Annotated in this window: 21 protein-coding genes; all 21 read right to left on the reverse strand. The window is 68.8% G+C overall.

Going from position 1 to position 14149, the window contains the following annotated elements; all coding sequences use genetic code 11:
- Nucleotides 1–59: 59 nt before the first annotated feature.
- Nucleotides 60–524, reverse strand: a complete 465-nt coding sequence (locus tag ABZ815_RS20180) for a hypothetical protein (protein ID WP_357699911.1) — start codon at nucleotides 522–524, stop codon at nucleotides 60–62.
- A gap of 3 nt (nucleotides 525–527) precedes the next feature.
- On the reverse strand, nucleotides 528–995 hold the full coding sequence (locus ABZ815_RS20185; RefSeq protein ID WP_357699913.1) for a hypothetical protein: 468 nt from the start codon (nucleotides 993–995) through the stop codon (nucleotides 528–530).
- A 68-nt stretch (nucleotides 996–1063) separates the two neighbouring features.
- Entirely contained in the window at nucleotides 1064–1522 is a 459-nt protein-coding gene (locus ABZ815_RS20190) for a minor capsid protein (protein ID WP_352350541.1), read from the reverse strand.
- On the reverse strand, nucleotides 1519–1872 hold the full coding sequence (locus ABZ815_RS20195) for a hypothetical protein (RefSeq protein WP_352350539.1): 354 nt from the start codon (nucleotides 1870–1872) through the stop codon (nucleotides 1519–1521). The genes ABZ815_RS20190 and ABZ815_RS20195 overlap by 4 nt, the downstream gene beginning before the upstream one ends.
- Nucleotides 1869–2189 (reverse strand): hypothetical protein, encoded by a 321-nt coding sequence (locus ABZ815_RS20200; RefSeq protein ID WP_352350537.1) that lies wholly within the window; start codon nucleotides 2187–2189, stop codon nucleotides 1869–1871. Before ABZ815_RS20200 ends, ABZ815_RS20195 begins: the two co-directional genes overlap by 4 nt.
- Before the next feature lie 16 nt (nucleotides 2190–2205).
- Nucleotides 2206–2598, reverse strand: a complete 393-nt coding sequence (locus ABZ815_RS20205) for a hypothetical protein (RefSeq protein WP_357699916.1) — start codon at nucleotides 2596–2598, stop codon at nucleotides 2206–2208.
- Between the two features lie 9 nt (nucleotides 2599–2607).
- On the reverse strand, nucleotides 2608–2952 hold the full coding sequence (locus ABZ815_RS20210) for a hypothetical protein (protein ID WP_357699918.1): 345 nt from the start codon (nucleotides 2950–2952) through the stop codon (nucleotides 2608–2610).
- Nucleotides 2939–3373, reverse strand: a complete 435-nt coding sequence (locus tag ABZ815_RS20215) for a hypothetical protein (RefSeq protein ID WP_357699920.1) — start codon at nucleotides 3371–3373, stop codon at nucleotides 2939–2941. The genes ABZ815_RS20210 and ABZ815_RS20215 overlap by 14 nt, the downstream gene beginning before the upstream one ends.
- Nucleotides 3373–3756, reverse strand: coding sequence for a hypothetical protein (locus tag ABZ815_RS20220; protein ID WP_352350529.1), 384 nt, complete (start codon nucleotides 3754–3756; stop codon nucleotides 3373–3375). The genes ABZ815_RS20215 and ABZ815_RS20220 overlap by 1 nt, the downstream gene beginning before the upstream one ends.
- A 58-nt stretch (nucleotides 3757–3814) precedes the next feature.
- Nucleotides 3815–4726, reverse strand: coding sequence for a P22 phage major capsid protein family protein (locus ABZ815_RS20225; protein WP_357699922.1), 912 nt, complete (start codon nucleotides 4724–4726; stop codon nucleotides 3815–3817).
- A gap of 65 nt (nucleotides 4727–4791) precedes the next feature.
- Complete coding sequence (locus ABZ815_RS20230; protein ID WP_357699924.1) at nucleotides 4792–5607, reverse strand: hypothetical protein; 816 nt, start codon at nucleotides 5605–5607, stop codon at nucleotides 4792–4794.
- Nucleotides 5608–5679: 72 nt separating this feature from the next.
- A complete protein-coding gene (locus ABZ815_RS20235; RefSeq protein ID WP_357699926.1) occupies nucleotides 5680–6828 on the reverse strand; it encodes a phage minor capsid protein in 1149 nt (382 codons plus the stop codon).
- Complete coding sequence (locus ABZ815_RS20240; RefSeq protein WP_357699928.1) at nucleotides 6828–8408, reverse strand: phage portal protein; 1581 nt, start codon at nucleotides 8406–8408, stop codon at nucleotides 6828–6830. The genes ABZ815_RS20235 and ABZ815_RS20240 overlap by 1 nt, the downstream gene beginning before the upstream one ends.
- Nucleotides 8408–8557 (reverse strand): hypothetical protein, encoded by a 150-nt coding sequence (locus tag ABZ815_RS20245; RefSeq protein WP_357699930.1) that lies wholly within the window; start codon nucleotides 8555–8557, stop codon nucleotides 8408–8410. The genes ABZ815_RS20240 and ABZ815_RS20245 overlap by 1 nt, the downstream gene beginning before the upstream one ends.
- A 3-nt stretch (nucleotides 8558–8560) precedes the next feature.
- Nucleotides 8561–9175 carry a hypothetical protein gene (locus tag ABZ815_RS20250; RefSeq protein WP_357699932.1) on the reverse strand — a complete coding sequence of 205 codons (615 nt, stop codon included), beginning with the start codon at nucleotides 9173–9175 and terminating at the stop codon, nucleotides 8561–8563.
- Between the two features lie 343 nt (nucleotides 9176–9518).
- Nucleotides 9519–10229 (reverse strand): hypothetical protein, encoded by a 711-nt coding sequence (locus ABZ815_RS20255; protein WP_357699933.1) that lies wholly within the window; start codon nucleotides 10227–10229, stop codon nucleotides 9519–9521.
- Entirely contained in the window at nucleotides 10230–10706 is a 477-nt protein-coding gene (locus ABZ815_RS20260) for a hypothetical protein (protein ID WP_357699935.1), read from the reverse strand. It lies immediately after the preceding gene.
- A gap of 2 nt (nucleotides 10707–10708) precedes the next feature.
- Nucleotides 10709–11182, reverse strand: a complete 474-nt coding sequence (locus ABZ815_RS20265; RefSeq protein WP_357699937.1) for a hypothetical protein — start codon at nucleotides 11180–11182, stop codon at nucleotides 10709–10711.
- A 46-nt stretch (nucleotides 11183–11228) separates the two neighbouring features.
- The gene (locus ABZ815_RS20270) at nucleotides 11229–11909 is read right to left on the reverse strand and encodes a hypothetical protein (RefSeq protein ID WP_357699939.1); all 681 of its coding nucleotides are present in this window, start codon (nucleotides 11907–11909) and stop codon (nucleotides 11229–11231) included.
- Between the two features lie 171 nt (nucleotides 11910–12080).
- Complete coding sequence (locus tag ABZ815_RS20275; RefSeq protein WP_357699941.1) at nucleotides 12081–12764, reverse strand: hypothetical protein; 684 nt, start codon at nucleotides 12762–12764, stop codon at nucleotides 12081–12083.
- 95 nt (nucleotides 12765–12859) lie between these two features.
- Nucleotides 12860–14113, reverse strand: a complete 1254-nt coding sequence (locus ABZ815_RS20280; RefSeq protein WP_357699943.1) for a PBSX family phage terminase large subunit — start codon at nucleotides 14111–14113, stop codon at nucleotides 12860–12862.
- Between the last annotated feature and the right edge of the window lie 36 nt (nucleotides 14114–14149).

Genomic DNA, 14149 nt, shown 5'->3' on the forward strand with positions numbered 1-14149 from the left:
CCTCTCCAGGTCGATCCCGTAGACGGAGTGCAGGTCGCACTCGATCAGCGCCCACCGGCTCAGGAGGTCGTCCCAGCCGACCGCTTGGCCGCCGCCTTGGTGGGCCGGGTCCGGCTCGTACCACTCGTAGAGCCCCGTGACGGGGTCGAGGTCACCGCCCCCGCCGTCGGGGCGTCCGCTTCCGGGCCGGCGTCCCAATATTTCGCCGCGGCCTCCGCGTCACCGGCGATCCACAGGAACGCGGTCACCCCGGCGTGCTTAAGGCGCGGCCAGGACACGCCATCGGCTCGCAGCTCGCTGTAGACAGAGCCGAGGACACGCTGGTACAGGTCAACCTCGCCCGCGTCGTCGAGCTGCGCGGCGTCGATCTCCTTGCCGTTGGCGGCCGCGATTCCCGCGGTCATGAGCCGCTGGCAGAGCAGGCCGGTGTCGGCGTCCGGGGGCGGAACCCGGTAGGTCTTGCCGCCGATCGGGAGCGGCAGGGTGTCGTCGAAGAACTCGTCAAGATCACGGAACTTGGCCACGGGTCACGCCACCGGGTTCGGGATCTCTTCAGGGGCGCTCTGCCCGACGAATTCAATCTCAAAGGGCTCCAAATCCGTCGTCTTGCCGCCGGAGCCCTTGTAGTCCACGGTCGCGGTGCCGGTGTAGGCGTCCGGCGCCCCGTCCCTCCGGTACCAGCGCACCTCCACGGACGCCGACAGGCCGACCACGCGGCCCGCCCGGCGCACGTAGTCCTGGCCAGGGTCAGGCACGAACGTGGGCGCGCTATCGTCGCGCTTGCGGTTGCCCTTACACTTCAGCGTCCACGCCCGCTGCGTGGCCACCTCCGACGCCCAGCCGTCGCCGTCGAAATCCGAGTCGTCCTCGGTCTTGGTCTTGATCTCCTCCTCGAAGGAGGTCAGGCCCCGGAGCTTGGTCCAGGTCGCCGAAGCGTCGGGCGTGGTGTTGACCTCCACGACCCAGTCCTTGGCCAGCAGGGATCGCCATCCCATGAAGGTGCCTCCTCAGGCATGCGAAAGGCCGCCAGCGGATCCGCTAGCGGCCAAGGGAAAGAACAGGGTCAGTCGCGGTGCCGGGTCGGCCAGTGGACCGTCAGCTCGTAGCTGTCGGCCCGCTCCCACCGGCCCGAATCGTCCCGGCCGAGCGGCGCGACGATGCGCCGTTGCGCGAGCAGCACGAACACCCCGGTCACGAGCCGGACGTTGGCCAGGCCGTGCACCTGGTCGTAGACGCCGTCCGCGAGGTCATCGACGATGCGCGGGTCAGGGCCGCCGCGCATGCGGGCCTGCACCTGCACCACCGTGTCCGGGTTGACCGGGTCGTCCAGGCTGGTGCCGGTCCCGTACATGGCCAGCGCGATCGCAGGGTCCGGCGACGGCGGGAGCCCGCCGATCGTCAGCGCGGTCTGCGCCGCCGTGTAGACGCCGTCTGGGTCCCAGTCCCCCACCCCGCCGGCAGCGAGCAGCTCGGCGAGCCCGGTCAGCAGCTTGCGGGAGAAGCCGGGCGGCGGCGCGGTCACGACAGCGCCCGTTCGATGGCCGCCGCGATGATCCGCTCGATGACCTCGGCCTCCTCGCGGGCCGGGTTCTCCAGGTACTTCCACTCGCGGCCGGGCAGGTGGTTCAGGTTCGGCGTCTCGTGCTGGTACACCGCGTACGGCGTCCCGTAGGAGACGGCCGCGCGCAGCTCCGACCGGTCCACGCTGGTGGCGCCCGACCGCTCCAGGTCGCCAAACTCCAGCGGCACCCGCTGCCGGGACACCTGCAAGACGTGCTCGGAGGACAGCTCCAGGCCCTGCACGGCCCCCGCCTTCCAGCGGGCATTGATCTCGGCCGGGGTGTGGCCCGGCCGCCATTCCTCGGACCTCACTTGCACACCACCTCCACGTGATCAGGGGTGGGCAGTCGGCCGCCGTCCCGGTTGAAGGACGTGATGGCGATCATCTGGCGGCCGTTGGCCGTGATCCGCGAGCCTGCCGGGCACCTGGTGCCCGGCAGGAAGAAGATCGTGGTGTCGCTGACGACCTCGGTCCCTTCGTCGTCGCGGACCATGCGCCGCTCGTCATCGATCAGGCACGGCTCGTCCTCGATCGGCGGCTCGTAGACCGGCCCGTACGCGCCGTTCCCGCGGAACGGTTCGATGGTCGCGGTGTGCGGGAGTACCCATTGCGGCAACGAGGTCCCCACGGTCATCTCCCTTCGGCTACCAGTAGGGGCCGTCGATGACGTAACCCGGCAGCAGACCTGCCGCACGCAAGATCGACACGGCGTCCTGCGCGTATCGCGGCGGGCTGGTCGCGCCGCCGCCCACGCGTTCGAGCTGGACGCTGCCGATCTTGACCGTCCCGAACGCGGAGGCGACCCCGTAGGGATCGCCCACCGCTCGCGACCACGCGGCCTGCGCGCACGTCGCCCGCGCGATCGCCTCGCGCTCCTTCGCGTCGGCCGGACTGCCGTCTCCGCCCACGCGGTAGACGGCGCACAGGAGCAGCTCGTCGATCCGCTCCGACGCGCGCTCCAGGTCGCCGTCGATGTCTGCCGGTGCCGGGGCCTTGGTGTAGTCGGCGAAGTCCTGGGCGGTCGCGTACACCAGCACGGTGACCCCCTACGGCTCTTCGAGGACCGCGACGGTCAGGCCGGTGACGCCGCTGTAGTTGATCCACACCTTGCCGTCGCTGCGCCGGTAGACGGCGGGGAGCGGCGGGACGAGCACGTCGCCCGTGGTCGCGGGGATCGTGTACGGCCGGTCGGTGATGTCCTGGCCGTCCACGGTGCCGGGGATCTCGATCGTGACCGTCTTCGGCGTGCCGTCAGTGTTCTTGAACCGCAGCCTGCGCTTCTCGGACCATGCGAACGCGTTGCCGTCCACGTTCGCGTTGTTCGGCAGCGCCGCTGCGAGGTTCAGGCCGGCGCGCGGCACGGCCGTGACGGTGAGATCAGTCCTCGCCATTGACGATGTCTCCCTCCTGGCCGAACTCCTCGATCAGCGCCTGCTTGGACAGGGCCTGCGCGTCCCGGAGCTTCATGCCGCGCTGGATCGCGTATGCGACCCATTCCTTCTTCGGCTCGTGCTCAGCGGGCCGGGTGATCGCGGTGGCCACGTCGGCCAGTCCCGGCCCGGCCTGCCCCTGCACGGGGCCTGCGGCGGGCTCGTCCGGCACGCCGATGAGGAGCCACACCTCCAGCGCGTCCAGACGCGCCGACCGGTGCGGGTACTGCACGACCTGGCCGGTGTTGACGTTCTTGTACTGGTAAGTGGAGGAGACATCGGCGTGGATGTCCTCCACCTTGGACAGTGCGCCCATCGCGTTGACGTTCTCCCGTGCCGTCAGGGCGCCCATGTGGTCGACGGGAGTCCGGGGGCCGGGCATCAGAAGTTGGCGTCCTTCTCGATGTCCACCTGGATGATGAGGTCGGTCGGGCTGCCTCCGGCCGACACGACGGTGACGGCCAGGGTGTCGCCCTCCAGGAAGCGCCGGTTGGCCAGCCCCGCGAGCGAACCGGCCATCCAGGTGCTCGCGCTGCTCACCGACAGGTCGCCGGTGAGCAGGTTGGTGGTGACCGGCGAGCCGTTGGACGGGTTGATGGTGGTCCTGGTGCCGTTGACGGCCGCGGCGGTGCCGCCGACGCGGTAGGCGCGGACAGCCTTGATCTTGCACGGGACGGACGCCCGCCACAGCACGAAGGAGCCGGCCGCGATGTCGGCCCCCTTCAGGGTGAGTGTCTTCTCGGTGAGGCGCGGCTTGTATGCCATCGTGGAACTTCTCCTTCAGGAAGAAGGCCGCTAGCTGTTTCGCTAGCGGCCTTCGGCGTTAGTTGTCCACGTCCTTGACGAGAACGGCGCGGTTCGGGTCCAGGGTCTTCGTGCCGTAAAGGGTGTCGATCGAAATGACGTCCTGCTTGAGATCGATGTCGTAATCCATGACCACCCGGAGCGAAAAGCCCTTGTAATTCGCGACGACCGCGTTTGCGGCGCCCTGCGGCAGGATCAGGGGCCGGGTGACGAGGCAGAACGCGGTCCTGTGGAACGCCACGCCGACTTCACTCTTGCTGTTTCCCGAAGTCTGCGGAGGCACCTTGATGTTCTGGGTCGAATACGCGTCGAACCCGAAAACTCGGCGGCCGAGCGACGCTTCCCGAAGGCCGTCGGTGTCGCCGCGCACGTCAAGCTGGTGGAACAGCGGGTCGGACAGCCAGTGAGCCTTGACCTGCGGGCCGATCACCACGGACCGCTGAGACGGGGACACGTTGCGCTCGTTGAGCACACGGTCGGCGTCGATCATCACCTTGGGCGTGTCCCACGTGTGAATGTTCGGCAGGCCGCCGTTCCCCACTTCCTGGGAAACGTCGTCCCGGAGGGCGAGAAGGTCGCGGTCGATTTTCTGAGAAATCGCCTCCATCGCCGGGTTCAGGAGCTGCGTGGCGAAGTCCTGAATTTGCAGCGTCATTTCCTCCGCAGTAACAGCGAAGGAAACGTCCGCAAAATGGTTCAGCCGCACCGGAATGTCGGTCTCGACGGCGTTCTGGATCTGGATACCGGCGCTACGGTCGTACTCGTAGGCGTCGAACGTCGCGGGCTTTCGGACGTTCACGGTGTCGCCCTGCTTACCGGCGAAATCCTCGTCCAGGTCCCGGTGAACCAGTTGGGCCATGACACAGGTTTCATAAAGCGTCGCGAGCGCTGCACGCGCGATGACCTGCGGAGTGAGGAATACATTGGCCATAAGGCCGTCTCCTTACAAATGAAAAAGCGCTAGCGAATCAGCTAGCGCTGCGGCAGAGCCGCTCGTCAGGGCGTGGACTCGCGCTTGCGGCGCTTGCGGAAGTCGTCCACGGTGAGCTGGTCCTCGCCGGTGCGTCCGCCGGGCCCGCCGCCGAACTCGCCTCCGGACTTGGTGTGGGCCGCCGCCTGGGCCGCCGCGAACTTCGGGTTCTCCTCGACCGCCTTCTGGATCGTGGCGGTGACCGTCTCGGCGAACGCCTTGTCACTCGGGTCGAGGTCGCGGACGTTCGCCAGGAACGACCGGCTGTCGAGAAGCGCTTCGGCGTCGGCGCCGGCCTTAAGGGACTGGCGCACGACGGCGAGCTCGATCTGCGTCCGGCGCAGCAGGTTCGCGGCGTCGCTGTTCTGCTGCGTGAGCGCGGCCTTCTCGCCCGTGAGCTGCTCGATGACCTCGGCCGGGTCGAGAGGCTTCTCCTCCTCCGGAGCGAGGCCGAGCGCTTTGGCGATCTGCTGGGCCACCTCCTGGCGAGCGGTCTCGACGAGCTGTTCGGCGGTGGGGCCGTCCGGCTTGGTCTCGCTCTGCTTGCGCAGGTCGGCGAGCTGGGTGCGGAACTCCGCGGCCTCGGCCCTAGTGTCCTTGATCAGCTTCTGTGCCCAGGTGGGCAGGTCGGCGACCTTGCGCGGGTCGGCGACCGTGGGCTGATCGGGCTCGACGGGGGCGCCCGTGACCTCGGCGCCGCCGTCCGCGTCCGCGGGGGCGGGTGCGGCGGGCTGGCCTTCGGGCGCTGCTTCGGAGCCGCCCGCGATCAGGAAGATCGGGCGGCCATCAGCTCGGTAGCCGATTAGCGCGCCGGGCGCGGTCGGCAGGGTGTGGTGCTTCACGGTGTGGCCCTCCTGGAGCCGGACATGACGAAGGCCCGCGCCTGGCGGGCCGTGGATGCGGAAGTGTGCTGGTCAGCGGGGCCGGGGCAGGCCCTTCGAGGTGGAGATGCGCCGGGCGTCGGCCCGGTACTCGCGGGCCGTCGCGAGAGCTTTCTTCTTCGCCTCGGGGGTGAGGGCTGCGGCGGCCCGGCGCTCCCATTCGCGGGCCTGCCGCATTTTGCGGCGGACCTGCTGGGTGTCGTCGTAACTGCCGCTGGTCGCGGGTTTGGCCGCGGCCCGGGTGACGCCGGGCAGGTAGGCCGACAGCGAGTGGCGGCATCCCGGATGTAGGAGTCCCGCGAGACGGGCCTGCTCAACAGTCGCGGTCACGCGGACGGTGACCGGCTCGTTGGTGAGCAGGTTGACCTCTTCACGGTCCCCGCTCCCCCCGCGCTGGGAGAGCACCTTGCCCTCCCAGGGGTCACACCAGGAGCACGAGTAGGGCGTGGTCGAGACGATCACCAGGTCGATGCCCGCGTCCCGCAGGGTCGCAAGGTGGCCGTCCACGGCCGCGCGCGCGGTCGCGGTCCTCATCGCCATCTCGACGTAGGACTCCAGATTCCACCTGCGGATCGTGTCGGGCGGCCCGATCCCCGTCACCCCCCGGGCAGCGAGCCGGGCCAGCGCTTCCTGCGCCGCCTCGCGCCGGGTCTGCGCGCCGGTCAGGGCTCGGCCCGCGGTCTCGGCGATGACCTGCCGGTAGATGTCTTCGACCGCGCGCAGCGCCGCCAGCTCGACGGCGGCGATCTTCTCGATGGTCTGCCGGGCCAGCTCGTCCACGCCCTGCCCCGGGTTGATCAGCTTCTCGGAGCCGAGCCGGCGTGCGTCCCGGAGGACCTGTGCCAGGCGTTTGCGGACCTTGGCGTCGTGCACGCCGAGGACGGCGTTGATGACGGCCTGGTCCATCCCGGCCGCCCATGCTCCGAGCACCGACTTGCGGGCGGCCGCCTTGGCGGCGCGCTGCAGCCGGCCGATGATCCGCTCAGCCTCCTTGCGGAGCTGGGCAAGTTCGGCGAGCCGCGCGGCCTCCCACGCGTGCAGGTCCTCGTCGGCCCGGTCGACGCCGTCGGCGACTCGGGCCGCGATCCGCTGGAGAAGCACCTGCTCGGCGTCGGCGTACATGTCGGCGACACGCTGGGCCTGCTCGATCGCTGTGGCGATCTCCCGCGTAGGAGACGTCATCAGCTTGCCGTTTCGCTAGCCGATATGTCGTCGGCTTCGGGGAGGATCATTTCGCGCAGCTCGGCCGGATCTGGGGCGTTCAGGCCGTGCTCGTCGCGCAGGCGGTCCACCTCGGCCTTGACCTGGGTGTCCTCCCACTCGGGGTGCAGCATGCGGATCCGCGTGTCGAGGCTGGCGGACTGGGCGCGGTTGAGCATGTCCAGCGTCCGCGACAGCGCTTCCGGGTCGGGGGTGACGCCGTCGGGCCATTCGATCTGGGCGCGCTCGGCTACGACCTTGGTGCCGTAGATGGCGTTGTCGATGGCGAGCAGGCATTCCGACAACCAGCTCAACGCCGGGGTCCAGTAGCCGATCTTGCGGCGCCTTGTGGTGAAGCTCCGGCGTTCGCGGGAGTGGATCTCGGTCGCGGTTGCAGCCGCGCCCTCGCCCGCCTCGCCGAAGCTCTGCACGCTGTAGCCCGCGCCCCTCAGGATCTGGGCGAGCAGGCTCTTGGCGGTGGCCTGGTGCTCGGCAACGCGGATGTCGAACTGCGACACCGTGATCATGGATGAGCCGCTGCCTCCGGGCGGGGGCAGCATCCCGAGCGGCGCGTACACCTCGCGGTCGGGGTCGAACATGGCCCCGCGGCCTCGGCCCGTGTTCTGTAAGTAGACCTCGGGCACGATGATGCGGCCCTTGCCGAGTCGCAGGTCCCGCATCCAGGACGTGAACGTCTCGTCGAGGCTGTCCATCAGGATCTCGACGCCGGCGTAGTCGCTGCGGCCGAGCGCTGTGCCGCGGAGCGTCCGGTGGGGCCTCATGTTGGGGACGTAGTGCACGAGCAGCCCCCGGTAGTGGCTGTCGAACCCGCCCTCGGCGTCCACCAGTTCGCTGAACGGCTCCGTTTCCGGAAGGTCATGCAGTGGTACCTGCATGCCGAGCCGGTCATCGTCCCCCCGGTACAGGCCGTGGTAGACCCTGCCCGCTTCGTGCCGTTCGAGGTGTCGCCACACCTCGTGCTCGTCCTCATGAACGATCCGCCAGAAGGTGACGGCCTTCAGCCTGCCCTTGGAGAACTCCGGCACGGCCGCGTCAGCGGGTACGGTGTCGATGATCGGCATGTCCGACAGCTCGGTGTCCCAGCCCACCCGCAGATAGACGCCGCCGTGTGCGGCGGCGAGCTCGCCGCCTTCCAGCAGGACCGGGATCACGCCGCCGTCGGCGAGGATCTTGTCCAGCCGCTTCTGGCTCGGAGTGCCGGACAGGCGCAGCGATGGCGGCTCGGAGAACAACAGGTCCGCGGACGTGGACGCGATGTCCGCCGCGATCGGCACATGGATCTTCGTGGAGCGGGTCTGGCCCGCCGGGACCGGCGTCCCCCAGAACATGCGGGTGATTCTGTTGAGCCACCCGCCGCCCCGGACGAGCGGCCGGTCCCAGCCCTTCAGATCCAGGCCGATGCCGGGAACCACCCCGGCCCCGTACACCTTCGCGAGCTGATCGGGATCACCTGCGTACCAGGCGCCGTGCTGGGCGTACAGGAGCATCTCCGGCTTCATCACCGGGGGCGGCCACTCCTGATCAGTGGTAGGGAGCGGCATCAATCCCTCTCTTTCTCCGCCAGCAACCGCGCGAGCGTCAGCCACGAGTCGGCCAGACCCTCCATGCGCTGCATGCGCGGCAGCCCGTCCTCGAGTTCGGCATTCAGCAGCAGGCGGGCGGCGTGGCCGATGGCCTCGTCGAACGTCATGGGTCAGGTGATGGGGACGAGCCCGGACGGCAGCACCGGCCGCTCGCTGGGCGTGGTGACACGCACCCACCCCTGGTAGGTGCCGTCCCCCAGGACGAGCGCTCCCGGGCCGACCCGGATCCGGGCTCGTGCTCCGGCCCGGCCGGCTGCTCCCCAGGAGGCCAGATGCCACTGACCGTCGGCCGGTTCCTGGCCCGGCGTCGTGAACGCGACCTCGACCTGTTCGCTGCCGGAGGCGTTCTCGACGAAGAACTCCAGATACTCCAGTGACAGGCTGCTCATGGGTTCCACGCCCCCGCGCCCCCTTCCGACGTAGCGAGCGGACCAGGAGCGGATCGGCAGGCCGACCTGAAGGGGCGGGGTTCGGCGCTGCATCAGCCGTGAGGTGCCGCCTCCGGTGACGCGGCCGATGCGGAAGGTCTTCGACCCTCGCAGCGCAGAGACGATGCCGGTCGAAGTGGCGCGGTGCAGTGGCCCGCCCTGGGCCCGGTTGATCGTCCGAGCCTGCCCGACCCCCGCCACACGCGGTGTGACGTACGCCTTGCCCAGGCTCATCGAGCGGGTCGTCCCGGACGTGACGACCTGGTGGGCCTGCGGGTCGCTGCTGATCGTCCTCACGACACCGGTGGACGCTGCCCGGCCCGAGGGCCTGCGTTTGACTCGGACGGTGATGGCGGCGGTTCCGACTCCAGCGACGTGGCCAGCAGCCCGCATCCTGGTTGGCATCGTTGCTGCGACTGCGCCGGACGCCGAAGCTTGGCTGATCACCCGCACCTTGACTGCGGTCACGGGCCGGACATCCCCTGCGGTGACCACCTGTGTGGCCTGCCGGGAGCGAACGGCCAGTACGGCTGACGCCACCCCTCGCGTCTCGACCCGGGCCGCGATCAGGTCCGGCGACCGGGTGATCACGGGACGGTTGGGGTAGGCGCGACCTGCTCTCGCCATGGCGTCGCCTCCTCTACCAGGTCGCGGCGCGGTGGACGGCCGGTTGCAGCGTCAGGGGCCTACCTGGTGAGCTGACGGCTCGGACTCGGACGGTCATCCCGCGGGCGGCCAGCACCCCCGGGGACACGCTGTGGTTGCGTGACGGCGATGACGCCGTGGTCAGGGTCTGCGCCGTCAGCTCGGCGGTGATGTAGTTGCTGGAGATGTCGGCTAGCTCGGTGACGCTGCCGGGTGGTGTCCAGGAGCGGACGGCGGACGTCACATAGTGGTCGCCGGCGACCCAGCGCAGTTCCAGGTCCCCGACTGCCGCTGCGGGGCCGGCCGGGCTGGTGATCGTCGTGAGGTCGGAGGTTGCTTTCTGCTCGCCACTGTCGGTCACCGCGGGGGCCTGTAGGGGGGCGGCACTGATTGCGGCGACGGCCATCGCCATGATGCCGGGCGGGTTGCCGCTGGTACGGCCGATCTGCCAGGTGGTGTCCGCTGCGCTGGCTGGCTTCCACCAGATGCCCGTGGCCAGGATGCCGTAGGTGGTGGTGTTGTCGGTAACCGCCGACGTGAGCGGTTGCCACTCTGGGGAGCCGCCGGTCAGAGTGGCGTCCCAGATGTTGGCCTCGAACGCGAGAAAGGCCAGCAGCAGGTCGTCGGGCTGTACACCGCTAGGCGGTGGGATGACGCCTTCGGCGCCCTCGGTTATTTGCAGGATTGGGGTGCGGACGGTCGGCATTCAGCACCGTTCAACCCACAGGCACGCGGTGATCAACACTGCGGCGGCGAACTTGGCGCGGATCACGAACCCCGTGCCTGGCCCGCAGTCCGGCGAGTCGCCGAGCGGCAGGTCGTACAAGACGGTGCTGCCGTTGGGGCTGAGCGGCCAGTAGTCGACCGGCGTGAGCACGGTCGGCTCTTTGGTCGCGGCCCAAGCGGAGGCGGCCAGGAAGCCCGGCGTGATGGGGCGGCCGTAGAGCTGCTGGGGCGTGACCGCTGTCGAGTCCGCGGTGCCGGGTGGGTTCGTCGCGAACGTCGCCGCGCACAGCTCGATGTCGCCCGGCACCGCCGCAGCGGTACCGAGAGTGCCGATCCTGATCTTCTTGATCTCCAACCCGCACGCAGCGGGCGCGAGCACACCCAGGACGCTGCGGGCCGTGCCCGCGGTCAGCGCGACGACGGCCGGAGTGATGGCGGAGTATCCCGTCTTCGCCATCGTCACACCGCCCCGTAGAAGCCGGCGGGGTCGATCTGCATGACGATGTTGCTGCCGTCGGGGGTGAGTGGGAAATCATGCGCCGTCATGGGGATGACCTGGCCATCGGTCGCGGCTGTGGCGGGCCGAAAGCAGACCAGAACCTTCGACCACGCCCCCCCTGCGGCCTGCACTGCCAGCCACGTCTGGTCGGGGATGTCGATGTCCATCCGGTCCAGGGCGTCGTTCGGGGCCAGAGCGTTAAGGTCGGCGGCGCCGAGAACCTTCCTGACGTAGCCCGCGTTGGTTGCCTCGTCGGTCGAGCCGGACAGGATGTCGGCCAGCGTGTCCTTGTCCTTGAGGATGGCGTCGCTCTCGATGTTCGTCGCGGCCAGGGCGACGATGATCAGCGCCGAGGTGGCCGGGTCGCCGGTCTTGACCCGGTTGTAGAGTTCGACGCTCCTGCCCTTGCTGATGTTGAACTCGAAGTCGGCCACAGGCCAGCCCTCCTTGATCGTGTGGACGTGTGTGACGAGGGAGGCTTCACCAGCGGGCGGCACGATGGGCCGCCGCGACGGACATCAGCGGCTTGCCGGGAGCGCTGTCCAACAACGCGCCCACCCACCCTGCGTCGGACCAGGCGACGGAATCGACCCAGACTGGGGCGGTTGCTTCGCCGTGCGCGGCCCCGTACAGCGCGCCTGTCCATGTGCTGGAGGCGCCGTTCAGCGATCCGCTGAGTTCCACGGTGGGCGTGATGGCCTCAGGCAGGTTGTAGAGGCGGACGATGGCCTCGCCAGACGCCTCGCTGGTGGCCTGGAGTTCTACCCGGAACCACGCGTTGTTGGGTAGCTCGAAGGACTGCGTGGCCATCGTGGTGGTCACGAACGGCGGGGTGAACTTCCACAGCACTGCCTGGCCTTCACCGAAGTCCACCCCGAACTGCACCCCGGACGCCAGCTCCATCGCGAGCAGCGAGTAGACGATCGTGCTGGCCCTGGCGTAACAGCGTGCCCAGCGCAGGCCCGACCCTGACATCGGGAGCATGACGTATCCCGTCGCGTCGGGCGCGATCTGGGCCGACAGCAGGCCCCTGTGCGCCTGGGCCGAGCTGTAGGTGGCGTTCTCGGCGTCGGAGAACGCGTCCCCCGAGCTGACGCTGTTCGCGGAGGTGATGGCCTGGCCGGAGATGCCGCCGTCGAAGCTGTTGCTCGCTCCCGCCACGCCGTTCCTCCCCTCGGGGTGAGGTCTGGGGCGTAGCCCTGGTTCCTGCCGCCCCTCAACAGCAGGGACCAGGGCCACGCCGTGGTGCTCGACGCAGGCCATGTGGATGGGCTGCGGAGCGGGCCCGCCCGGGTCGCAAAATGCGGGGGCGGACGATTCGGGAGTCTGCGGCTACCAGCGGCTGGCGCGGTGGCTGGCAGCAGGGGATATCAGGCGGTTTCCGCCTTCGGAGGGAGGTGGCGCGGTGGGGCCGATCCAGCCTTGGTCGCTGACAGCCACGTCATCGACCCACCAGCCGGCCGGAGTGATGAAGTTCGCGGTGCTGAAGGCGGCGGTGAGCCCGATCAGCGTGCCGCTGACGGACGCGGTCGGGGTGACGGAGTCGGCGTTGTTGAACAGCCTGGTCTCCACGGGCCCGTTGAGGTCCCACATGGTCTCCACGCGCACCCACTGGTTGGTGGCGATGCCCACGTAGGTGGTGCCGAGCGAGGTGTAGGTGGGCGTCTCGGAAGCCTTGGTGAACAGCTCCAAGGCGCCGTCGCTGCGAACGTTGACGTACTGGTTGAGCTGCGAGCCGCCGTCGATGGCGTGGATGCGCACGGGGGAGGACGGCAGCCCGAGCGTGTAGATGTAGGACCGCAGATACCAGGGCCCGAAGAACGTTTCCCCGCAGTACCACTTCAGCGTGTAGTACAGAAACGAGCTCGACGCCGAGAGCTGTCCCCGGGATGGTGAGCTGGCGTACACCAGGGCGTCGGCTGCATAAAAGGCGTCCCCGCTGGTTCCTCCCGAGTTGGCGACCGTGACGGTCTGTCCGGCGACGCCCCCGTCGAAGCTGTTGCGGTAGACCGTCACGTGCTCTCCTGCGTCGAGGTGATCTGGATCCGGCCCTGCCCTTTCGTGGAAGGCGTGCGACCAAGAGCGGAAGGAGAGGCCCGGGTGGCCGGTGGCTAATAGGCGGGGATGGGGTCCAGCAGCGGTGCCCAGGCGGCCTGCGTGGTGTGCAGGCCGTACCTGGCGGCGTCCATGCTGTGGTCGTCCAACTTGATCGGGACGTCGTCGCCGATGGCGGCCTTCTTGTCGTCCCACGAGTAGCTGCCGACTTCGGACAGCCAGCCTTGGCAGCTCCGGTGGATGCGGAGGTGGTCGGCCGCGAGCAGGTTGGCGACGGTGCGGATCCCGTCGAGGACGGAGTTGTCGCCCATCGTGGGGAGCAGCCCGTCCCGATGGAGTTGGGTGATGAACGACGCGGCGGACGGGTCCACCACGATCCACTCCGGGGCGACACCGGACGTGCCGGGCCCGTAGCTACCGGGGAACGTGTCGAGCCAGCGGCCCAGCCTGGCGCTGTACTCGGCGTCGGTGAGCTGCCGGCGTTCCTGGCGGGAGTCGTAGCGCCACTCCCCTGCCAGGTAGACCCGGCGTTGCCGGTCGGCGCCGGGTGTGGAGACGCCGACCAAGATCGCGGCGAATGGGTTGACCGTGCCATAGTCCACACCCACGCTGATCCAGCGCTCCATGAGCGGCAGGTGGTCCACGACGTGCCGGTCGGGGTCGAAAGAGTCGAAGATCATGCCCTCGGCCATGCACCACTCGCCCAGGATGTAGCGGCGGTACCAGAGCCCCGAATACTCCGATTTCAGGTTGTTCACGTACGCCGGATCCAAGCTCGGATTGTCGTCCAGCGTGAAATGCCACCACTTCAAGTCAAGTTCGCCCGCACGCAGCAGAAAACGCTGACGCAGCCAATGGTTTGGAGCATCCGGATTGGTCGTCGCAAATATTTGCGCTCCTGATACCGAACAGCGGGCAAGGAGCTGATCCCAGAATGTCTCCGGGATCAGCGTGACCTCATCGACGTACGCGCCCGCACAGGTCATGCCTCTGAGCCGCGACTCAGCGCGGATGTCATTCGCCGAGATGATCTCGATCCGCCGGCCAAGCAAATTTGCGGTCGGCGCACCCCGATTATAAAAGATCCGCCGCGACACCGGGCCCGTCAGCGCTGGGTCCATCAGGGGCTCAAAGACGTTGCGTGCAATGGTGTCATTGGTCTTGCCGACGACTACCAGGCTGCCACCCCGAGGAGCGGTTGCCACGAACATCAGCCACCTAAGGAGAGAAGCGATAGTTTTCCCAGATCGAACCGCCCCGGTGAGTACATTTATCCGGGCAGTGGACTCCGCGATAGCCCGCTCCTGCATTGGCGAGAGGCTAACAATACCCGACACGGCAACCTC

Source organism: Nonomuraea sp. NPDC047529, from assembly GCF_040642995.1.
Taxonomy (GTDB): Bacteria; Actinomycetota; Actinomycetes; order Streptosporangiales; family Streptosporangiaceae; genus Nonomuraea.